At 69.2% G+C, this 23,345-nt stretch carries 10 protein-coding genes and 1 pseudogene; 4 read left to right on the top strand and 7 right to left on the bottom strand.

The features are described 5' to 3' along the window. Window positions 1-2 precede the first annotated feature (2 nt). Entirely contained in the window at window positions 3-12,317 is a 12,315-nt protein-coding gene (locus tag AC6CHL_RS14770) for an Ig-like domain-containing protein (protein WP_498295057.1), read from the bottom strand. Window positions 12,318-12,397: 80 nt separating this feature from the next. Continuing rightward, window positions 12,398-14,536, bottom strand: coding sequence for a hypothetical protein (locus tag AC6CHL_RS14765; protein ID WP_498295055.1), 2,139 nt, complete (start codon window positions 14,534-14,536; stop codon window positions 12,398-12,400). A 333-nt stretch (window positions 14,537-14,869) separates the two neighbouring features. Here AC6CHL_RS14765 and AC6CHL_RS14760 point away from each other — a divergent pair. Beyond that, a pseudogene (locus AC6CHL_RS14760) lies at window positions 14,870-15,064 on the top strand (helix-turn-helix domain-containing protein); the annotation flags it as partial. 30 nt (window positions 15,065-15,094) lie between these two features. Then, entirely contained in the window at window positions 15,095-15,235 is a 141-nt protein-coding gene (locus tag AC6CHL_RS14755; RefSeq protein ID WP_236546334.1) for a hypothetical protein, read from the top strand. Window positions 15,236-15,266: 31 nt separating this feature from the next. Here the strand turns inward: AC6CHL_RS14755 and ung are convergent, their stop codons facing one another. The 5 genes from ung to rhlB form a co-directional block, all read right to left on the bottom strand. After that, a complete protein-coding gene (gene ung, locus AC6CHL_RS14750) occupies window positions 15,267-15,974 on the bottom strand; it encodes a uracil-DNA glycosylase (RefSeq protein ID WP_448134599.1) in 708 nt (235 codons plus the stop codon). After that, window positions 15,971-16,813 carry a response regulator gene (locus tag AC6CHL_RS14745; RefSeq protein WP_038685834.1) on the bottom strand — a complete coding sequence of 281 codons (843 nt, stop codon included), beginning with the start codon at window positions 16,811-16,813 and terminating at the stop codon, window positions 15,971-15,973. Before AC6CHL_RS14745 ends, ung begins: the two co-directional genes overlap by 4 nt. 7 nt (window positions 16,814-16,820) lie before the next feature. Further along, complete coding sequence (ftsX, locus tag AC6CHL_RS14740) at window positions 16,821-17,771, bottom strand: permease-like cell division protein FtsX (RefSeq protein ID WP_038685833.1); 951 nt, start codon at window positions 17,769-17,771, stop codon at window positions 16,821-16,823. Beyond that, window positions 17,768-18,454, bottom strand: a complete 687-nt coding sequence (ftsE, locus tag AC6CHL_RS14735; protein WP_038685832.1) for a cell division ATP-binding protein FtsE — start codon at window positions 18,452-18,454, stop codon at window positions 17,768-17,770. The genes ftsX and ftsE overlap by 4 nt, the downstream gene beginning before the upstream one ends. A gap of 214 nt (window positions 18,455-18,668) precedes the next feature. After that, entirely contained in the window at window positions 18,669-20,390 is a 1,722-nt protein-coding gene (rhlB, locus tag AC6CHL_RS14730; protein ID WP_038685831.1) for an ATP-dependent RNA helicase RhlB, read from the bottom strand. A 568-nt stretch (window positions 20,391-20,958) separates the two neighbouring features. Here rhlB and trxA point away from each other — a divergent pair. Together trxA and rho are read left to right on the top strand one after the other, a co-directional pair. Then, entirely contained in the window at window positions 20,959-21,288 is a 330-nt protein-coding gene (gene trxA / locus AC6CHL_RS14725) for a thioredoxin TrxA (RefSeq protein ID WP_038685830.1), read from the top strand. 221 nt (window positions 21,289-21,509) lie between these two features. Further along, entirely contained in the window at window positions 21,510-23,288 is a 1,779-nt protein-coding gene (gene rho, locus AC6CHL_RS14720) for a transcription termination factor Rho (RefSeq protein WP_498295052.1), read from the top strand. Window positions 23,289-23,345: the final 57 nt, after the last annotated feature.

Below are 23,345 nucleotides of genomic sequence, written 5' to 3'. Positions count from 1 at the left end.
GTTCAACGCCCCTCCCTGTTGGTGCGGTCCGCGCCGGGAGGAGGCTCGGGTGGATCGTCCAGCCGCAGCCGGTACAGCGTGCTGCCGTCGCCGCCCACGACCTCGATGTGGCTGGCCGCTGCAACCGTCGCCGGCACACGCGTGGCCAGTGCTGCCTGCATCGCCTGCGCACGCTGCCGTGCCAGGGCCTCCTGGCCCGGGGCCGCCGTGAGCAGCGCACGGCCGCCGCCGCGCGTGACCAGCGCCTGTGCCGCCTTGTCCAGCACGGCGTCACGGCTGGCATCCAGGCGGGCGCTGCCGGGCGCGAACAAGGCGTCGCCCAGTTCGATCCGGACCGGCCGGGGCGCCGTCGCGTCGGCGGGCGCTGCGGTACTCAGCGCGCCATCGGGCATGCGCACACCGAAGTCGAACCGTGCCGGCAGCCCGGGCGTGATCCGCCGGACCAGCGGATTGGGCGTGGTGAAGTGGGCCCCGCTGGGCAACGTGGACGGGTCCACCTTGAGGATGAAGTTGCGCCCGCGTGCCTGGCCACCGGGGATGCCCACTAGGTGATAGCGGCCGAAGGCATCGGTCTCCATCAGCAGGCCTTCCACCGCTGCCACGCGCACGCCGGGAATGCCCCGCTCGCCCGGGTCCTGCACGCCGTTGCCGTTGCGGTCGTCGAACACGCTGCCGATGATCAGGCTCTCGTCGAGCAGCGGATCGGTGGTGATGTCCACATCGGCCGAGGCCACGTTGCCGATGCTGCGGTTCTCGCCATCGATGGCGGTGATGCGGTTGGTGTGCACACCGGTGCCGGTGCCCGCCCCGACGCGCAGGTAGTACACCACCGTGGCGCGCTCGCCCACCGGGATGTCGATGCCGTCGATGCGCAGCGGCTGCACACCACTGGTGCGCGCATCGTTGTCGGCGTCCTGCACCGCGAAGCCACCGCGCACGAAGGTGAAGCCCGGCGGCAGCGTGTCCAGCAGGGTGGCGCCGTTGGCATCCACCTCGCCCACGTTGTCGATGGTCACCGTGTAACGCACCAGGTCGCCGATCTGCGCGCTGCGCTTGGCGGCCACCTTGGTCAGGCGCAGCACGGCCTGCTGGCCGGCCACGGTGACGGCCACGTTCGCTTCGGCGCACAGCGCGGTGGGAATGGACACGTCGCAGACCCGGTAGCGGAACCTGTCGGTGCCGGCAAACCCTGCGGCCGGCGTGTAGCTGCACAGGCCGTTGGCGCACTGCACGTTGCCGTGGGTCGGTGCGGTCACCACCTGCAGCGAGGCCGGGTCCAGCGGTGCACTGCGGGCGCTGTCGTTGGCCAGCACGTCGATCTGCACCGGCGCGGTGGCCTCCACGGTGACCGCGTCGTCGACCAGGGTGAGCACGTTCGGCTCCACGGTTACGGTGACCGTGGCGCTGGCGCACATCGCCGGGTCGGCCACGTCGCACACCTGGTAGTCGAAGTTCTGCACGCCGGCGAAGTTGGTCAGCGCGGCGAAGCGGATGCGCGCGCGCGGCAGCACCGTGGCCGTGCCGTACGGCGGCGGCGCGGTGATGGTCACCGTCACCGTATCGGGATCGATCGGCGTGCCGTTGACGCGGTCGTTGCCCAGCACGTCGATCTCGATCACGCCGTCCTGCGGCACCTGCACCTGGTCATCCTCGGCATCCACGCCCGGCGCGCCGGCGATGACGGTCACGCTGACCGTGCCGGTGTCGCATACGGTGGGCTGGTTGAGCAGGCACAGGGTGTAGGTGGTGCTGTAGCTGCCCGGTGCCAGCCCGGCGGCCACGTCCACCCAGCCATCGGCGCTGAAGGTCAGCGCGGTAGTGGCCACCGGCGCGAAGCTCACCTGGGCCGGGTCCAGCGGTGCGGTGTTGAAGGTGTCGTTGTTGAACACGTTCAATACCCGTGCCTGCCCGGCCGGCCCGATCGGACCGGCGCTGTCATCCACCGCCAGCAGCGCACCCACCGGCCCCTGCACCAGCACCGTGGCGATGGCGGTGGTGCAGTTGGTCGGCACGCCGTTCTCGCACAGCTGGTAGGCCAGCTGCACCTGGCCCGGCTGCACACCGGCGGCCACCATGATCTGGCCCTGGTTGTTCATCGTGTAGCCCGGCGTGCTGCCGGTGAGGCTGGCCACCACGCTGCCCACCGGCGGCGGCGACACGTTGTTGAAGCTGTCGTTGTCCAGCACCGAGCGCGCGATGGTGCCGCCTACCGACGGATCCACCGGCGTAGCGGTGAAGTCGTCGTTGACCGACAGCACCACGTTGGCCGACCCGGACAGCGTGAGCGTGACGCTGGCCGTGCCGCACTGCGCGCTGTACGGCGCAGGCAGGCATACCTGGTAGGTGAAGGTCACCGGCCCGGTGGTGCCCGACGGCGGGGTGTAGCTGAAGCTGCCGTCGGCGTTGAACACCAGCCCGGGCACCGCACCGCTGGTGAGGGTGTAGAGCGCGCCCGGCGGCGTGTTGTCGTTGGACGACACGTTGCCAAGGGTCGGGCGCCCGGCCGGGGCGGTGACGCTGTCGTTCTGCGGCGCCGGGGTGATCACCAGGGTGACGCCGGCGGTGGCGCAGTTGGCCGGCGCGGCGGCTTCGCAGATCTGGTAGGTGATCAGGGTGGCGCCCGACGCGACGCCGGTGCCCACGCTGATCGTGCCATCGGGGTTGATGGTGATGCCGGCCGGTGCGCCCACCAGGCTGAGGATCACATCGCCAGGCGGCGGCGGGCTGACCCCGTTGAGGCGGTCGTTGGCGAGCACGCTGGCCGACGAGGTGGCGCCGGGCAGCACATCGGTGAGCACATCATCGCCGGCCACCAGCGTGCCGTTGTTGATGTTGATGGTGACCGTGGCGGTGCCGCAGCTGGCCGCGTACGGCGCGGGCAGGCAGGCCTGGTAGGTGAAGCTGACCGGGCTGGGCGTGCCGCCCGGTGGGGTGTAGGTGAACGCGCCGGTGCTGGTGAGAGTCAGGCCGCCCGGCGCCGCACCCAGCACGGTATAGACCGCCGTAGCCGGCATGCTGTCATTGCTGGCCACGGTGTTGGTCAGCGTCTGCCCGGCCGGGACCGAGTACGCATCGTTCTGCGGTGCCGGGCTGACCACCACGGTGACGCTGGCGGTGTCGCAGTTGGCGGGCGCGGCGGCTTCGCAGATCTGGTAGGTGAGCGCGGTTGCACCGGAGGTGACGCCGGTGGACACGGTGATCCTGCCGTCGTTGCCGATGCTGAAGCCCGCCGGCGCACCGACCAGGCTCAGCAGCACGTCGCCCGCAGCCGGTGGCGACACCCCGTTGAGGCTGTCGTTGGCCAGCACGCTGGGCCCGGAGGTGCTGCCCGGTGCGACGCCAGTGAACGTGTCATCGCCGGCCACCAGCTGGCCGTTGTTGATGCTGATGGTGACGATGGCGCGCCCGCACAGGCTGGCGTTCGGCGCCGGCAGGCAGACCTGGTAGGCCACGCTGACCGGGCCGACCACGCCGATCGCCGGGGTGTAGGTGAAGCTGCCGTTGGCGTTGAACGTCAAGCCGGCCGGCGCGGTGTCCTGCAACGTGAACTGCGCACCGGGCGGGGTGTTGTCGTTGGCGGCCACGGTGTTGGACAGGGTCTGCCCGGCCTGCACGGCGTAGGCGTCATCCTGCGGCGCCGGGGTGACCACCACGGTGACGCTGGCGGTGTCGCAGTTGGACGGCGCGGCCGCTTCGCAGATCTGGTAGGTGAGGGTGGTCGGCCCGGAGCCCACGCCGCTGCCCACGGTGATCGTGCCGTCGGGGTTGAGCGTGAAGCCACCCGGCGCGCCGACCAGACTCAACAACACATCGCCCGCGGCCGGCGGCGACACGCCATTGAGGCTGTCGTTGGCGAGCACGCTGGTGCCGGTGGTGGCACCGGGCAGCACGCCGACCAGGGTGTCATCGCCTGCACTCAGTGTGCCGTTGTTGATGTTCAGCGCCACCGTGGCGGTGGCACACAGGCTGCCGTTCGGCGCCGGCAGGCAGGTCTGGTAGGTGAAGCCCACCGGCGACACCGCACCGGTCGGCGGCGCGTAGGTGAAGCTGCCATCGGGGTTGAAGGTCAGGCCCGGTGGCGGCACGCCCTGCACCGCCCAGGTGGAGCCGGCCGGCATGCTGTCGTTGCTGGCCACGCTGTTGCTCAGCGTCTGCCCGGCCTGCACCGAGAACGCGTCGTTCTGCGGGGTCGGGCTGACGATCACGGTGACGCTGGCGGTGGCGCAGTTGCCCGGCGCGGCGGCTTCGCAGATCTGGTAGGTCAACGGGGTCGGTCCGGCACTGACGCCGGTGGCCACGCTGATGGTGCCGGTGGGCGTGATCGCAAAGCCCGCCGGTGCGCCGACCAGGGTCAGCAGCACGTTGGCCGCCGCCGGCGGCGACACACCGTTGAGGCTGTCGTTGGCCAGCACGCTGGCCGCCGAGGTGGTGCCCGGTGCCACGCCGCTGAGCGTGTCGTTGCCGGCCAGCAGCGAGCCGGTGGTGATGTTGAGGGTGACGCTGGCGGTGGCGCACACCACGTTCGGTGCGGGCAGGCAGGCCTGGTAGGTGAAGGTCACCGGGCTCGGCGTGGCGGGCAGCGGGGCGTAGGTGAACGACCCGTCGGGGTTGAAGGTCAGCCCGGCCGGCGGGGTGCCCTGCACGGTGAAGGTCGAGCCCGGCGGCAGGCTGTCATTGGTCGCCACGCTGTTGCTCAACGTCTGCCCGGCCTGCACCGAGAAGGCATCGTTCTGCGGCGAGGGGCTGACGATGACGGTGATGCTGGCGGTATCGCAGTTGGTCGGCGCGGCGGCTTCGCAGATCTGGTAGGTGAGCGTGGTGGTGCCCGATGTCACGGTGCTGCCCACGCCAAGGGTGCCGTCGGCATTGAGGGTGTACCCGGCCGGCGCACCCACCAGGGTCAGCACAACGCTGGCCGGCAGCGGCGGGCTCACCGCATTGAGCGTGTCGTTGGCCAGCACGCTGACGGTGGTGGTGCCTCCTGCAGCGACCCCGCTGAGGGTGTCGTCAACCGCCACCAAGGTGCCGTTGCTGATGTTGAGGGTGACGCTGGCGCTGTCGCAGAGCGAGGCGTTCGGCGCCGACAGGCACGCCTGGTAGGTAAAGATCACCGGGCCGACGGTGCCGATCGGCGGGGTATAGGTGAAGGTGCCATCGCCGTTGAACGTCAGCCCGGCCGGTGTGGCGCCCTGCACCGTCCAGATGGAGCCTGCCGGCAGGTTGTCGTTGGCGGCCACGTTGCCGTTGCTGATGGAGCCGCCGGCCTGCACGGCATACGCGTCGTTCTGCGCGGCCGGGGTGATCACCAGCGACACCGTGGCGGTATCGCAGTTGGACGGCGCGGCGGTTTCGCAGATCTGGTAGGTCAGCGTGGCCGGGCCGGAGGTGACCCCGGTGGGCACGGTGATGGTGCCATCGGCGGCGATGGCGTAGCCGGCCGGCGCACCCACCAGGCTCAGCTGCACGCTGGCCGCGGCCGGCGGGCTCACCGTGTTGAGCGCATCGTTGGCCAGCACGCTGGGCGTGGTGGTGCCGGGCACGACGCTGGTGAAGCTGTCATCGCCAGCCACCAGCGTGCCCAGGTTGACGTTCACCGTGGCCGTGGCGAGGCCGCACACGCCGCTGTTGGGCGCAGGCAGGCAGGTCTGGTAGGTGAAGGTGACCGCCCCGGTGGTGCCCACCGGCGGGGTGTAGGTGAAGCTGCCATTTCCGTTGAACACCAGCCCGGTCGGCGGCGTGCCCTGCACCGCCCAGGTCGACCCGGCCGGCATGCTGTCGTTGGTGGCCACACTGCTGCCCACCAGCGTGTCACCGGCCTGCACGGCAAACGCGTCGTTCTGCGGTGCCGGGGTGATCACCAGGCGGATCGCGGCGCTGTCGCAGTTGGTCGGCGACGCGGTCTCGCACAGCTGGTAGTTCAGCAGCGTCGCACCGGCAGTCGCACCGGCCGGCACCTGCACCGTGCCGTCGTTGTTGATCACGAACCCGGCCGGTGCGCCCACCAGCAGCAGCTGCACATCGGCAGAGGCCGGCGGGGTGACCCCGTTGAGGGCGTCGTTGGCCAGCACGCTGGGCGTGGCCGAGCCGGCGGTGATCGGGGCCGCGAACGTATCGTCGTTGGCCACCACCGCGTTCACCGCGATGTTCAAGGTAGCCGTCGCGGTGCCGCACACCGCGGCATCCGGCGCCGGCAGGCAGGCCTGGTAGCTGAAGGTGACCGGGCCGATGGTGCCCGCCGGTGGGGTGTAGGTGAAGCTGCCGTTGCTGTTGAAGACCAGCCCCTGCGGCGGCGCGACCACGCTCCAGGTGGAGCCGGCCGGCATGTTGTCGTTGCCCGACACGTTGCCGGTGTTGGGCTGGCCGGACTGCACGGCGATCACGTCGTTGACCGGCACCGGGCGCACCACCAGCGCGATGGTAGCCGTGGCGCAGTTGTTGGCCGCCGCGGTTTCGCAGATCTGGTAGACCAGCGCGATGGCGCCGGTGGGCGCGGTGGCGGCCACCGACAGCGTACCGGTGGGGCTGAGGGTGAAACCGGCCGGTGCGCCCACCAGCGACAGCGACACCGTGGCCGCAGCCGGCGGGGTCACCCCGTTGAGCGCATCGTTGCCCAGCACGCTGGGCGTGCTGGCGCCCGGCGCGATCGCACCGAAGCTGTCATCGGCCGCCACCAGCAGGCCGTTGTTGATGTTCAGCGTGGCCGTGGCGGTACCGCACACGGCGCTGTTCGGCGCAGGCAGACAGGCCTGGTAGTCGAAGCTGGCCGGGCTGGTAGTGCCCGCCGGCGGTGCATAGGTGAAGCTGCCATCGGCGTTGAAGGTGACCCCGGCCGGCGGCGTGCCCTGCAGCGTGTACACCGATCCGATCGGCATGCTGTCGTTGCCCGACACATTGCCAGTCAACGTCTGACCGGCCTGCACGGCGAAGGCGTCGTTGGCCGGTGCCGGAGCGACCACCAGGGCCACGCTGGCGGTGGCGCAGTTGGCCGACGCGGCGGCCTCGCAGATCTGGTAGGTGAGCGTGGTGGCACCGGACACAGTGCCGGTGGCCACGCTGATGGTGCCGTCGGCGGCAATCGCAAAGCCGGTGGGCGCGCCGACCAGCGACAGCACCACCTCGGCGGGCAACGGCGTGGCCGCGTTGAGGGTGTCGTTGGTCAGCACGGTGGGCGACGCCGTGCCCGGCGCGATCGGGGTGGCGAAGGTATCGGCCACGGCCACCAGCGTGCCGCTGTTGACGTTGAGCGTTGCGTTCGCGGTGGCGCACACGCCCGCATCGGGTGCCGGCAGGCAGACCGTGTAGGCGAAGGTGGATGCGCCGCTGAACCCGGTTGGCGGGGTGTAGACCAGGCTGCCATCGGCGGCCAGCACCAGCCCGTCCGGCGGGATGCCCACCACCTGGAAGACCGCACCGGCCGGCACGTTGTCGTTGCTGGCCACGCTGCTGGTGAGCACCTGCCCGGCCGCGGTGGACAACGCATCGTCCAGCGCCGACGGTGCCACCACCAGGCGGATCGTCGCGGTGTCGCAGTTGCCCGGCGCAGCCGCTTCGCACAACTGGTAGGTGAGATTCTTGACCCCGGCAGGGGTACCGGCGGCCACGGTTACCGCGCCTTCGGCGGTGATGGCCAGGCCGGCCGGTGCGCCCACCAGTGACAGCAGCACGTCGGCCACCGCCGGCGGCGTGGCACCGTTGAGCGAATCATTGGCCAGCACCGAGGTGGTGCTGCCGCCACTGACCGGGTTGATCGGGGTGGTGCTGAAATCATCGCCATTGGCGGCCAGGCTGCCCACGGTGATGGTGATGGTGGCGCTGGCCGTGGCGCACAGCGCCGCGTTCGGTGCCGGCAGGCAGACCTGGTAATTGACGTTCACCGGCGAGGTAGCGCCCACCGGCGGCACATAGGTGAAGCTGCCCGACCCGGTGAAGGTCAGCCCGGCCGGCACCGGGCCGACCACGCTGAACAGCGCGCCCGCCGGCACGTTGTCGTTGTCACCGACGTTGCCGTTGAGCGCCTGCCCGGCCGCGGTGGAATAGGTGTCGTTGCTGGCCGACGGCGTCACTACCAGGCGCAGGGTGGCGCTGGCGCAGTTGCTGGGCAGCACCGCTTCGCAGACCTGGTAGGTCAGCACCACCGCGCCACTGGTGGCGGCCGCGGGCACCTGCAGCAGGCCGTTGGCATCGAGCGCGTAACCGGCCGGCGCACCGACCAGGCTCAGCAGCACACTGGCGGCGGCCGGCGGCGTAACGCCGTTGAGCGTGTCATTGACCAGCACGCTGCTGGCACTGGTGCCACCGGGGGCGAGCGGCGTGGCGCTGATGTCGTCGTCGCGCGCCACCAGGGTGCCCGCGTTGACGTTGATGGTGGCCGTGGCGGTACTGCACTGCGCGCTGTCCGGCGCGGGCAGGCAGACCTCATAGGTGAACGTGACCGGGCCGGTGAAGTTGGCCGGCGGGGTGTACTGGATGCTGCCATCGGCGCCGAACTGCAGGCCCGCCGGCACCGCGCCGGGCACGCGGAACACCGCACCGGCCGGCGCGTTGTCGTTGCTGCCCACGTTGCCGGCCAGCAGCTGCCCGGCCGGGGTGGAGAACACATCGGCGGCCGCCAACGGCGCGACCAGCAGGCGGATCTGGGCCGTATCGCAGTTGCCCGGCAGCGCCGCTTCGCACAGCTGGTAGGTCAGCGTGACCGCACCGGCAGCCACGCCGCTGGCAATGGCGAGCACGCCATCGCTGCCCAGCGTGTAGCCCGACGGCGCGCCCACCAGGGTGAGCAGCACATCGGCCGAGGCCGGCGGCACGGTGCCATTGAGGCTGTCGTTGCCCAGCACCGACGCCGTGCTGCCGCCCACGGCAGGGTTGATCGGGGTCGCGCGGACATCATCGTCATTGGCCACCAGGGTGCCGGCATTGACGTTGACCGTGACCGACGCGCCGGCGCACACGGTGGTGTCCGGTGCGGGCAGGCAGGCCTGATAGGCGAAGGTGACCGCGCCCTGGGTGCCCACCGGCGGGGTGTAGGTGAAGCTGCCGTTCGGGTTGAACACCAGACCGGCCGGCGCGGTGCCGCTCAGGCTGAAGCTCGCGTTGGCCGGTACGTTGTCGTTGCCGGCCACGTTGCCGGTCACCGGCACGCCCACCTGCGTGCTGAGAGTGTCGTTGACCGCCACCGGCGCCAGCAGCAGCTGCACCGCACCGGTATCGCAGTTGCTGGGCAGTGCCGCTTCGCACAGCTGGTAGGAGAAGCTGACCGCACCGGCCGCCGCGCCACCGGGAACGGACACGGTGCCGTTGCTGTTGATCACATAGCCGGCCGGCGCGCCCACCAGGCTCAGGATCACATCGGCCGGGGCCGGCGGAACCGCGCCGTTGATGGTGTCGTTGCCAAGCACGCTGTTGGTGGTGCCGCCGCTGGCCGGGTTGATGATCGCGGCGCGGAAGTCATCGTCGTTGGCCACCAGCGTGCCGGCGTTGACGTTGAGGGTGACCGTGGCGGTATCGCAGACGGCGGCGAACGGCGCGGCCAGGCACGCCTGGTAGGTGAACGTGGTGGTGCCGGTGTACTGCGCCGGCGGGGTGTAGGTGAAGCTGCCATCGGGGTTGAACAGCAGCCCGGCCGGCGTGGCACCGGTCACGACATAGGTGGTGCCGACGGCAACCGTGTCATTGACCGCCACGTTGCCGCTGACCGCGCGCGCCACCTGGGTGGTGAACGCATCGGCCACCGCGTCGGGCGCGATCACCACCGCAATGCTCGCGGTGGTGCAGTTGCTGGTGCCGGCCTGGCACAGCTGGTAGGTCAGGCTGATGGGCCCGGCCGGCGCACCCGCAGGCACCTGCAGCTGGCCGTTGGCGGCCAGTGTGTAACCGGCTGGCGGTGCATTGATCAGCGACAGCGTGGCCTGCGCAGGCAGGATGGCCGCGCCGTTGAAGGTGTCGTTGTCCAGCACGCTGGCGGTCAGCCCACCGGCACTGGTCAGCGGCGTGCCGGTGAAGTCGTCGTTGCCGGCCGCGATGACGGCGGCGCCGACATTGACGGTCACGGTGGCGGCATCGCACACGCCCGCATTCGGCGCCGGCAGGCACACCTGGTAGCGGAAACTGTCCGCACCGATGTACGCCGACTGCGCGGTGTAGCTGAAGCTGCCATCGGCATTGACCGTCACGGTGCCATGCGCGGCCACGGCCAGCAGGCTGAACTGTGCGCCCGCGCCCACGTTGTCGTTGCCGGTCACGGTGCCGGTCAGCGGGACGCCCGCCGTGGCCACGAACGCGTCGTCGAGCGCATCGGGCGCGACCACCAGCTGCACGCTGGCGGTGGCGCAGTTGGTGGGCGCCGCTATTTCGCAGATCTGGTAGTCAAAGGTCACTGCACCGGCCGCGGCACCGGCCGGCACCTGCACCTGCCCGTTGGCGTTGACCGCATAGTTGGCCGGCGCACCACTCAGGGTGAGCAGCACCGCGGCCGGGGCCACCGCCACCCCATTGAGGGTGTCGTTGCCCAGCAGGCTCACCGTGGTGGTGGTGCCCGTCAGCAGCGGCGTGGTGAACACATCGTTGACCGCGGCAATCTGGTTGGCCTGCACGTTCACGCTGACCGTGGCGGTGTCGCACACGGTGCCGTTCGGGGCCGGCAGGCACACCTGGTAGATGAACGAGTCCGGCCCGGTATTGCCGTTGGACGGGGTGTAGCTGAAGGTCCCATCGGCGTTGACCACGGCGGCGCCACGGGTGGGCGCGGTGGCCAGGGTGTAGGTGGACCCGCTGGCGATGTTGTCGTTGCCGGCCAGGCTGCCGGTGGCCGGCTGACCGCCGCCCGGGGTGGTCACCGTGTCGTTCACTGCATCCGGGCTCACCACCAGATTGGCGGTGGCGGTGGCGCAGTTGGCCGGCAAGGCGTTTTCGCAGAAGCGATAGGTCAGCGCCAACGGACCGGCCGCGGCGGTGGTCGGCACCTGCACGGTGCCGTTGGCATTGATGGCAAAGCCTGCCGGCGCGCCCACCAGGCTCAGCGTCACCTGGGCCAGCGGCACGGCGCCGCCGTTGAACGTGTCGTTGGTGAGCACGGTGGGGGTGAGCCCACCGGTGCCGGCCGGGATCGGCGTGGCGAAGGTGTCATCCACCGCTACCAGTGCGTTGGCATTGACTACGATCGCAGCAGTTCCCGTCGCGCAGACGGCGCCGTTCGGCGCGGGCAGGCAGACCTGGTACTGGAACGAGGTGGGCGTGGCGATGCCGCCGACAGGCGCGTAGGTGAAGGTGCCGTCGCTGTTGACGGTGAGCCCGGCCGGGGGCGTGCCGACGGCGCTGAACACCGCACCCGCCGGTGCGTTGTCGTTGCTGCCCACGTTGCCGGCGAACGAGGGCGCGCCACCGGTGGCGTTGAAGCTGTCGTTCACCGCAGTCGGGCCGATCACAACGCTGGCCGTGGCGGTGGCGCAGTTGGTCGGCGAGGCGTTCTCGCAGATCTGGTAGGTCAGGCTGCCGGCACCGGCGGTGGCGCCGGCCGGCACCGTGATCACGCCGGCACTGTTGATGGTGAATCCGGCCGGCGCGCCCTGCAGCGCGATGATGAGGTTGGCGCCGACCACCGGCGCACCGTTGAGCGTGTCATTGGCCAGCACCGTGGGCGTGGTGCCACCGGTGGCCGAGGAGATCGCGGTGGCGAACACATCGTTGTTGGCCACCAGCGCGTTGGCCTGCACCGGCACGGCCGGGGTGGTGGCGCTGTTGTCGCCCGGGGTCGGATCGGTGGTGCCGGTGGGCAGCACCAGCGCGACGCTGTTGGCCGGCACGGTGGCCGGGGTGGCGCTGGGCGCGGTGCCATTGACCAGCAGCACCACGCTGTCGCCCACGCCCACGTTGACCTGCACGTTGACGGCATTGCCGGTGCCACTGGACTGCGCGCACGACGATGCCGCGGTGGTGGGCTGGCAACTCCAGGCCACGTTGGTGAGCAGCGACGACACGGTGTCGACCACGCCCACGCCCTGCGCCGCCGACGGGCCGGCATTGCTCACCTGGATGCGGTACTGCACGGCGCCGCCGGCGGCCACCGGACTGGTACTCAGCAATGTCTTGGTCACGCTCAGCTGTGCCTGCAGGGCCAGCGCGTTGGTATCGGTGGCGGTGTTGTTGCCTGGGGTCGGGTCGCCCACATCGGTCGGCGCGGTCACCGTGGCGGTGTTGTTGAGCGGGTTCGGATAGCTCTGCGCAAGCAGCGTGGGAGACAGCAGCAACGCCAACAGCCCCACCGCGTGCGCGATGCCGGCCGATGCCCTGCGTGCCCTGCCCTGCGTGCGGCGTGCTGCCATGCGCTCATCCTCGAAGCGGTGATCGTGTCCATCCCCGGCGCGGGGTCATCCCCACGCCCACTGCGGTACCGCCCCGGGTGCTAGTACGCGCCCGGATTGCTGCTGAAGCTGACCGGCACACTGATCGTTGCCTGGCCCCCATTGATCAGGTTCACGCCCACGCTGACCGCGTTGCCGCCCACCGCACCGCCACTGGCCGCCGCGCACGTGCTGCCGCTGGTGGCACTGCAGGTCCAGGCGCCCCGCAGGGTGATGCCGTTGGGCAGGTTGTCGGCCACCACGGCATCGGTGACCGGGTCGGGCCCGTCGTTGCGCACCAGCAGCGTGTAGGTGGCCGTGCCGCCTGGTGTGTAGGTGCCGCTGCCGTCGCTCTTGGTGATCGACAGCTCGGCCTGGCGCGTGCGGTTGGTGATGCGGCACACCAGGGTCACGGCGGTGGCGGTCATCGCCGGCGCCTGCAGGGTGAAGCTGCCGCCGCTGCCGGAAGACACCACGGTGTTGTTCTGGTCGGTGCATTGCCAGCTGCTGGCATAGCGCGCCAGCGTGGTGCCGGCGGCGGCGGCTTCGGACAGCGCGTAGCTGCCGCCGGGCACGGTGATCACCGCCGCGGTGGCGCCGTTGTTGCCCACGTTGCTGGCCGAGCCCACCGTGCTGCCGTTGTAGGTGATGGACAGGTTGAAGCGGCCGGTGTCGCTGGTGGGCTGCAGGTCCTTGACCAGCTGCAGCGTCGCCGCGCAGGCCTGGGTGATGCCTTCCACGGTGAACACCGCCTGGCCGATACGGATGCCCAGCAGCGCCAGCAGGTTGTCGACCAGGCCCCCGAGCACGGCCGTCAGCACGGGGGTGACCAGCACGTTGACGGCGGAGCGGATGGGCGTAAGCAGCGTGTTGACGATGCCGTTGACCAGGTCGGCCACCGGCAGCGGCAGCGGGATGCCGCCGAGCAGGGTCACGGTGGGGTTGCCACTGGTGACCTGGATGTTCAACGAGTTGACCAGCGTGGACACCATCGTGGCCGCGCTCACCGTACCGGCAGTCAGCGTGCGGGTCTGTGGGTAGGGACCAGTGAAGCTGGCACTCTGCAGCCCTGGCGTGGCGGTGGCGAAGCTGCGCACGCTGACCGTGAGCGGCACGGTGATGTCGGCGATCGGCGTGAGCAGGCCAAGCACGTTGGCCGCCACCCGCACCTTCACGCTGAGCGAGGTCAGCGTGGCGGCGGTCAGGGCGGTGTCGGTGAGCACGGTGCTGCGGTTGAAGAAGGTGGCGTCGCTGATCTGGCCGACATACAGGTTCACCAGGCCCGGGCGCGCCTGCAAGGTGACCGCGTTGCCCACCAGGTTCACCGCCGAGATCGAGCCTTCGGCACGCGCCACGTCGGCATACAGCTGCAGGTGCAGCACGTCGGCGGTGATGCTGGTGTTGGACAGCGACACCCCCAGCAGGTTGAGGCCGTTGAGCGCCGCGCTGAGCGTGCCGGTGTTGAGTCCCTGCACCAGGTCCAGGTCGAGCTTGATGCGGATGGCCGCACTGTGGAACGCCGCGCCCACCGTGCCGCAGGTGTAGACCGGCGGTTCGATCACCTGCAGCCACAGGCGCACGTTGGCCACACCGTTGAGGCCCAGCGCCGCGGTGTCGACGGTGATCGGCGTTGGCGTGGTGAGCACGTTGCGGAAGTTGTAGAGCTGCACGCCGCCGGTCAGCAGGTCCAGCACGTTCAGGCGCACGCTGGCCAGCGATCCGGTGGGCAGGGCGATCTGCAGCAGGTCGGCCAGGCGGATGTTGCCGGTGGTGCCGGCCGCGCCCAGCGGCAGTGCGTTGAGCACGTTGGCCGCGGCGGTCTGGCCGTCGGCCTGCAGCACCTGCACCATCGCCGCGCGCAACTGGCCCAGGGTGATGTTGGCGTTGAGCACCTGGCTGGGATCGCTCACCACCACCCCGCCGTTGAGCTGGGTCAGCAAGGCGTTGAGGTTGATGTTGGCGCCGGCCAGGTTGTTCCAGTCGGCCACGCTCAGGTTGAGGCTGGTGCCCGGCAGCAGCGCGCCGAACAGCAGGTTGAGCACCGGACTCTGGGTGGAATCCACCGAGGCCAGGCGCGGACCGGCACTGACGCAGGCGCCGGCGGTACAGGCCGATTGCGCCTTGGCCTGCCCCAGGCATGAAAGCACCGCCAGTAGTGCAAGGAGCAGCCATGACTGCCAACGCACTGACGGAACGTTCACGCCTTTCACATTAACCATACATGCGTCTCCGCCGATTTTTGGCAGAGTTCGACCGTGGCGGCGGAGTTACTCCGTCGTCGTTCTGATCGTGCCCTGCCGGTGCCGTTTCCCGCTTGGGAATGCGTTTATGTCCGGTTCGGGCCGATTAATGCGGGGCAACGAAAATTCCGTCAAACAAGACGGCGTGAAATAGGGGGACAGTGGCGCTTGCTGGCGGGTCGGCGTCGGACGAATACCCCGGATGCAGCAGGCGGCGACAGCGATTCTGTACACGCGGGAAAAGAATCACTTCCAGGGAAGCAGGGCTTACCGAACAGGGAAAGGGGGCACTAAATGCAGGCCATGTGCGACAGAATCCGGCGAGCCCGACTAACGGCTGGCCTGTCCCAGGCGCAGCTGGCGTTGGCGGCCGGCGTGCGACGCAGTGCCGTAGCGCAGTGGGAACGGGAAGGCGGTACATTCCCGAGCGTGCAACACCTTGCCTGCATCGCAATTGTGACGCAAGTCCATTTTGAATGGCTGGCCACGGGGCGCGGTCCCGGGCGTCCGGAGGACGGCGTGGACCTGCCTTTGCCGGACGCGTTGCCGGTGGAAGCAGCACGTACCGCCCAGGAAACCGAGATTCTGTCGTTATTGCGGCGCATGCCCGCGCGCAAGCGTCAGGTGGCGCGCGCGATCATGGAAATGTTGACGGAGTAACGCGTGGCTGCCGGCCTGTTGCCGGCCCGGATTACAGCGCCGCGCGCGGCGGCAGCGACCAGTCGATGGGCGTCTGGCCGCGGCGCTGCAGGTATTCATTGGCCATCGAGAAGTGATGGCACCCCAGGAAACCGCGGTGCGCCGACAACGGCGACGGATGGGGTGCCTTCAGCACCCGATGCCGGCCGGTGTCGATCACCTTGCCCTTCTGTTGCGCGTAGCTGCCCCAGAGCATGAACACCAGCCCGTCGCGTTCACGGTTGAGGGTGTCCACGACATGGTCGGTGAACCCTTCCCAGCCGCGCTTCTGGTGCGCACCGGCCTGGCCGGCCTCCACGGTCAGCACCGCATTGAGCAGCAGCACGCCCTGGCGCGCCCACGGCAGCAGGCAGCCGTGGTCCGGGCGCGGAATCCCCAGGTCGGCTTCGATTTCCTTGTAGATATTGAGCAGCGACGGCGGCACCGGGACGCCGGGCATCACCGAGAAACTCAGGCCATGGGCCTGGCCGGCGCCGTGGTACGGGTCCTGGCCCAGGATCACCACCTTGACCTGCTCGAACGGGGTGGCGTCGAAGGCGGCGAACATCTGCGGGCCGGGCGGGAACACCTGCGCACCGGCTGCCTTGCGCTGGCGCAGGAAGCTGGACAGGTCACGCATGTCCGGACGCAGCAGCCACTCACCAATACGTGCCTTCCAGCTCGGTTCAAGCTGGATGCTGGGGGTTGCGTCGTCGTTCATCGCACCAGGGGTTTTTCATTGAGCCGCGACAGGCGCAGCTGGAACAGGACTTTGGTTACCAGCAGGCGCTCTTCGATCGGCTTCTGCACCAGGTCGTTGGCACCGGCCTGCAGCAGGCCGGACTGGTTGAGCGGGTTGCCATCACCGGTCATCACCAGCACCGGCAGGCGGCGCTTGCCGTAGCCGAAATCCACGCGCACACGCTCGACCACATCCAGCCCGCTCAGCTCGCCCTTGAGGGTCACGTCGGTGAGCACCAGGTCGATGCGATGGCTGCTGCGGCCCAGCGATTCAGCGGTGAGCAGCGCGAAGGCTTCCTCGGCGGTCATCACATGCAGCACGCGCAGGCTCTGGCGTTCGAGCATGCGCTTGGTCGCCTCGGCCACCACGCGGCTGTCTTCGACATACAGGATGGTGGCGCCGGGAATGGTTTCCGGCTGCACATAGCCACGGATGAACGTGGCCAGCGCCTCATGGCCCAGCGCCTTGTCGAAATAGTCAGTGACGTAGTCGGTGAAGCGGCGCTGTTCCAGGTGCTGCTGCGCATCGCCGGATACCACGATCACCGGCACGTAGGCCTGCCCGGCGGTTTCGCGGACCAGCCGCGCCAGCGCCAGGCCGTCGCCGTCGCTGAGCGTGAGCGAGGTGGTGACCAGGTTCACCGGCCCGGCGGCAAGGGCGTTGCGCGCCTCTTCGATGCTCGCGCAGCCCACCACCTCCACCGCCGGCAATTCGCGTTGCAGCACATCGGCAATCAACTTGCGGACCAGCTTGGAGCCGTCGACCACCATCACGCGCGGTGCATCGTCGACCAGGTGCTTCAGGGCTTGCGGGCGCATGCGGGCCTCAGGTTTCGGTCGGTCGGGTCTGGCGCAGGAAATGCCCTGTCACCAGCCACGCGCCCAGCCAGCCCAGCACCACGGTGCCGACCAGCACGAACGATGAATGCAGCAGATCCAACCCGTGCAACACGAACGGGCTGGCATAACTTTCAGACAACGCGGCCAGCGGCGGTCGCAAGGCCAGGCCGGCCACGCCGATCAGCGCCAGCGCCACCGCGCCGGCCCCCAGCCCGTACCACGCGCCCAGGTACAGGAACGGGCGGCGGATGAAGCCGTCGCTGGCGCCCAGCAACTGCAGCACGCCGATTTCCTCGCGGCGCGCCTGGATGTCCAGGCGCACGGTATTGCCCACCACCAGTGCGGCGCCCAGGCCCAGCAGCACCGACAGCACCTGTACCAGCCGCGCGCCGAAGCCCAGCCAGGCGTCCAGGCGCTTGCGCCACAGCGCATCGTGCTGCACCAGGTCGGCCTGCGGCAGGCCTTCCAGCGACTGCGCCAGGCGCGCATCGTCGGCGCCTGCCTTCGGGGTGACGATCAGCAGCGTAGGCAACGGGTTGTCGTGCAGCGCATCGATCGCCTCGCCCAACCCGGCGCCGTCACGCAGTTCCTGCAGGCCCTGCTCTGGCGTCTGCACGGTGACGTTGGCCACATCGGCACGGCCACGCAACGAATCGGCGACCTGTCCGGCCGCCGCCGCGTCGGTGTCGGTCTTGAGGAACAGGTTGATGTCGCGCGACTGCTGCACGCTGCCGGCGAAATGGGTGAGGTTGTCCAGCGCGATGGACAGGCCCAACGGCAGGGCCAGGGCCAGCGCCATCACCATGATGGTCAGCAGCGTGGCCCACGGCTTGCGCCAGGCACGGCCCAGGCTGAACACCACGCTATGGCCGTGGTGATGCAGCCACACGCCCAGGCGCGACGGTGCCGCGGCGTCCTTGTTGGTGGGTGCGTTCATTCGGCCAGGTCCTGCGGCGAGATGTCGTCGATCAGCTTGCCGTGGTCCAGGATCAGCACGCGCTTGCGCATGTGCCGCAGCAGGGCCAGGTCGTGGCTGACCACCAGCACGCTGGTGCCGCGCTCGGGAAGCTCGGCGAACAACGCCATGATTTCCGCCGCCAGGGTGGGGTCGAGGTTGCCGGTGGGTTCGTCGGCCACCAGCAGCCGCGGTTCGCTGACGATCGCGCGGGCGATGCCCACCCGCTGCTGCTCACCCGCCGACAGCTGCGACGGCAGCGCTTTTTCGCGGTGGCCCAGGCCCATCCGTTCCAGCACCGAGCGCACCCGCTTGCCGATATCGGCGCGGCGGGTGCCGCGCAGGATCAGCGGCAGGGCGACGTTCTCGGCGATGCTGCGGTCCATCAGCAGGCGGTGGTCCTGGTAGACCGCGCCCACCTCGCGACGGTGGCGGGGGATGTTGCCGCCACGCACCTTGAGCAGGTTGCGCTCGTTGAAGATCACCGCGCCGCGGCTGGGCCGCTCGTCGAGGTGGATCAACTTGAGCAGAGTGCTCTTGCCCGCACCGGAGTGACCGGTGACGAACAGCATTTCCCCGGGGGCGACATCGAAGCTGACGTCCACCAGTGCCTGGTGGCCGCCGGCATATTGTTTGCTGACATTGTCAAAACGCAGGACGCTCATCCCCTGATTATGCAGGACGAGGGTGGCGGCGTGCAGGTGGGGTGGGTGCCGACCGTTGGTCGGGGGAAGCGCCATCGCATTCGCGCTGTCGCCCCACGGTTCGCTGCGCAAACCGTGGGCCCCTCTCATCAGCACCCGATCCCCCGTCGCTTCGCGACCGCCCCCTTGCCAAGGGGGCTATACCCCCCAGGCATCGCGGGTCGCGCGTCCGGTCTTACGAACCGGAGAGCATCCGGCGGATCTTGCGACCGATGCGGGTCAGGAACGACGCGCCCGGATCGGCGGCCGGGGTGCCACGCATCGGCTTGGCAGTCACCTGCACCGGGGTCACCGATGCCTGCGGTGCGGCACCTTCGGCGCCTTCGACCGGACGGCCGTGGCGACGACGACGACGCTTGCGCGGGGCGCGCTCGCCTTCCACGGCCGGGCTGTCGGCGGCGCTCGGGGCGTCCGCCGGGGCAACGGCGGCCTGGGCCACCGCGGCCTGCGGCTTGACCTCACCCTCGACCGGCGCGTCGCCTTCCACGCGCGGCTTGCGCTCGCGGCGCGGCTTGCCGTCGGCACTGCGCTCGCCCGGTGCGCGGCGTTCGCCACGGCCACCGGCCGACGGCTTGCCACCGCGACCGCTGCTGCTGCCACCGCCACGGCGCTGTTCTTCGGCCGCACGCGCTTCGCGTGCCTCGCGGAAGATCTGGCCAACGCTCTCGTTCTCGTCGCCGTCCTCGCCCGCTTCGGCCGGGGCACGTTCCGGGCGCGGCAGCGAGGTCAGGATTTCGCTGGTGACCGCTTCGACCGGGATCTTCTGCTCGATGTAGGCCTCGATGTCCGGCAGGCCCATCGCGTAGCGCTCGCAGGCGAAGCTGATCGCATCGCCTTCTTCGCCCAGGCGCGCGGTACGGCCGATGCGGTGCACGTAGTCTTCGGCGTCGAACGGCAGGTCGTAGTTGTAGACGTACTTGATGCCGTCGATGTGCAGGCCGCGGGCGGCCACGTCGGTGGCCACCAGGATTTCGAGCTGGCCCTTCTGGAAGCGGTTGAGCAGGCTCTCACGCTTCTTCTGCGGCACGTCGCCGGACAGCACGCCCACGCGGTAGCCGGCCTTTTCCAGCGAACGGGCCACGCGCTCGACGAACACCTTGGTGTTGACGAAGACCATGGTGCGCGCGCCTTCGCTGCGCGACAGCAGGCCCAGCAGCAGCGGGATCTTTTCTTCGTCCGCCGGGAAGTAGATGCGCTGGCGCACGCGCGCGGCGGTGATCGACTCGCTTTCCACCACCAGCTTCTGCGGCTCGTTCATGTGCTCATAGGCCAGCTCCAGCACGCGGTGGCTGAGCGTGGCGCTGAACAGCAGCGTCTGGCGCGTGCTGCGCTCGGGCATGCGGCGCAGCAGGAAGCGGATGTCCTTGATGAAGCCCAGGTCGAACATGCGGTCGGCTTCGTCGAGCACGCAGATTTCGCAGGCGTGCAGCGACACCACCTTGTGCTGCTTGACGTAATCGATCAGGCGGCCCGGGGTGGCGATGATGACGTCCACGCCCTGCTGCAGGATCTCGCGCTGCTTGTCGTAATCCACACCGCCGTAGACCAGCGCGAAGCGCAGGCCCAGGTCCGAACCGAACTTGACCGCATCCTTGTGGATCTGGATGGCCAGTTCGCGGGTGGGGGCCAGGATCAGCGCGCGCGGGTCTTCCGGCTTGCGGTCGGCCAGTGCCGGGCGGGTCAGCAGGCGGTTCACCACCGCGACCAGGAAGGCCAGGGTCTTGCCGGTGCCGGTCTGGGCCTGGCCGGCGACGTCGCCGCCGGGCAGCGCGACCGGCAGGGTCAGCGCCTGGATGGGCGTGCAACGGGTGAATCCGGCTCCTTCAAGGCCGGCCTGCAGGGCCGGGTGCAGCTCGAAGGAGGAGAAGGTCAAATCGGTCAGCGGTTTGTCGCTCATGTGTCCGTCTTGGTAAGGCCGCCCCGGCAGCGGTGCGCGGGAGGCTTGCAATCTTGGGGGGCACCGTCGCCATTGCGGGCCCTGCGCCGGGGTTGGACGGGGCCGGACCTACCGGTCCAGGGGCGCCGCACAATGGCGCAGTTTAGCGCAATGTCGGCGCCAAACCGGCCTCTGCCGTCGCATGGATGGCTGAGACAGCCCGCCAGCGGTGGGCTGCCACCTTGGGTGCCCGGTGCCGGCACACCGGTTTTCACGTGTTTTCACCGCGCCTGCCGCCAGTTGAACGCGCGCGCCACGGTCACTGGAGGCGGTCGCACACGCCCGCATATAGAGAAGGACTGCCCCATCAATGCAGGGCGCCAATCACGGGATGCTGGGTTTCAGGCAGCACCTGCCCGGCCGCGACGATAGGGGTACACTGCCCGCCGTGAGCGACCAGGCATCCACCTGGCGCACCGCTGGCCGCCCTCGCGGCCACGAGGCAGCAGACGCGGATGGCACCTTCCGGTGGCGTCCAAATTCAACCTCCTCCGGCTCGGCCGGGTGCATTTCCAGACGAGAAACCAAGATGAGCGACAAGGTTGTACATGTCGGCGATGCCGACTTCGATAGCGCAGTGCTGAATTCCAAGGAACCGGTGCTGGTCGATTTCTGGGCCGAGTGGTGTGGTCCGTGCAAGATGATCGCCCCCGCCCTGGACGAACTGGCCGACGCCTACAACGGCCGCGCCAAGATCGCCAAGGTCAACGTGGACCAGAACCGCGCATTGGCCGCCAAGTACCACGTGCGCTCGATCCCGATGCTGCTGGTGTTCAAGGACGGCCAGGTCCAGGCGCAGCAGATCGGCGCGGTCGGCAAGGCCCAGCTGGCCGGCATGCTGGACAAGGCGCTGGCCTGATCGCAGCAGGCAGCCGGCCCCTGCCGGCTGCCCGCGGGGCCTGCCCCGCATGAATGACCCTGCCCCACCCGGCTTGCGCACCGCCGCGAGCCGGTGTTAGTGTCGGCAGCATCCGGCCGCATTCGCGCGCCGCATCTTCTGGACGACGTTCTTTCCAGAATCCTTTCCCAACGTTCGCTGCCCTGCCGGGCGCTCGCACCTTCTAGCGAGGAATCCAGCACTTGTCCGATATCACTACTTCCGAACCCGGGAGCGCCGACGCGCCCGCCGAGAAGCGCGTGCGCAAGCCGCGCGTCGCCAAGGCCGCCGCCAACACCGCTGCCGAGGCAGGTTCTCCCCCCTCCCAGCCTGCACTGCCCCTGGCTGCCGCGCATGACGCGCCGGCGCCGGTCGCCGCTCCGTCGGCGCCGCAGCAGGCACCGTCCGCCGCTACCGGCGACGCCTCCTCTGCCCAGGGCAATGCGCAACAGGACACCGGCGACGGTGGCCAGCGCAACCAGAACGGCAACAACACCCCCAAGGGCGGGCAGAACCCGTACCAGCAGGGTCAAGGTCAAGGCCAGGGCCAGAACCAAGGTCAGGGTCAGGGTCAGGGCAACCGCCGTGATCGTTTCCGCAATCGCCGTGACCGCAATCGCGGTGGCGATCGCTACAACGACGACGGCATGCCGCAGGACAACGGCGAACAGCAGCCGTTCGTGCGCAGCCAGCAGGCCAATGTGCCCGAAGGCTTCCCGGTCTATTCGCTGAGCGACCTCAAGCGCATGCCGGCGCAGAAGCTGCTGGAAATTGCCGAGCAGCTGCAGATTTCCGAAGGCGTGGCACGTGCCCGCAAGCAGGACGTGATCTTCGCCCTGCTCAAGGTGCTCACCCGCCATGGCGACGGCGTTGCCGCCGACGGCGTGCTGGAAATCCTGCCGGACGGCTTTGGTTTCCTGCGTGCCGCCGAAGCCAGCTACCTGGCCGGCCCGGACGATACCTACATTTCGCCCAGCCAGATCCGCCGCTTCAACCTGCGCACCGGCGACCACCTGTCCGGCCGCATCCGCTTCCCGAAGGACGGCGAGCGTTACTTCGCGCTGTCGATCGTGGACACCATCAATGGTGAGCCGCTGGAAGCGTCGAAGAACAAGGTGCTGTTCGAGAACCTGACCCCGCTGTTCCCGCGCAAGCGCTTCACCCTGGAACGCGGCAACGGCTCGTCCGAAGACATCACCGGCCGCATCCTCGATCTGATGGCACCGCAGGGCAAGGGTCAGCGTTCGCTGATCGTGTCCCAGCCCAAGGCCGGTAAGACGATGATGATGCAGCAGGTGGCCACGGCGATCACCACCAATCATCCGGACGTGCACCTGATCGTGCTGCTGATCGATGAGCGCCCGGAAGAAGTGACCGAAATGCAGCGCACCGTGCGCGGCGAAGTCATCAGCTCCACCTTCGACGAGCCGGCTGCGCGTCACGTGCAGGTTGCCGAAATGGTGATCGAGCGGGCCAAGCGCCTGGTCGAGCACAAGAAGGACGTGGTGATCCTGCTCGACTCGATCACCCGCCTGGCACGTGCCTACAACAACGTGGTGCCCAGCTCCGGCAAGGTGCTCACCGGTGGTGTGGACGCCAACGCCCTGCACCGTCCGAAGCGCTTCTTCGGCGCCGCGCGTAATGTGGAGGAAGGCGGCAGCCTGACCATCATCGCTACCGCGCTGGTCGATACCGGCAGCAAGATGGACGAGGTGATCTACGAAGAGTTCAAGGGCACCGGCAACAGCGAAGTGCACCTGAGCCGTCGCATCTCTGAAAAGCGCGTGTTCCCGGCGATCGACATCAACCGCTCGGGTACCCGTCGCGAAGACCTGCTGATCGAACCGGAACTGCTGCAGAAGATCTGGATCCTGCGCAAGCTGCTGCATCCGATGGATGAAATGGCCGCGATGGAATTCCTGCTCGACAAGATGAAGAACACCAAGTCCAACGACGAGTTCTTCGGTTCGATGAAGCGCTGATACGCGTTCCAGGCGAACAGAAAAAGGCCCCGCACTGCGGGGCCTTTTTTGTTGAGA

The organism is Stenotrophomonas sp. GQ19, assembly GCF_059758695.1.
This window is presented reverse-complemented; position numbering and strand designations above follow the sequence as displayed.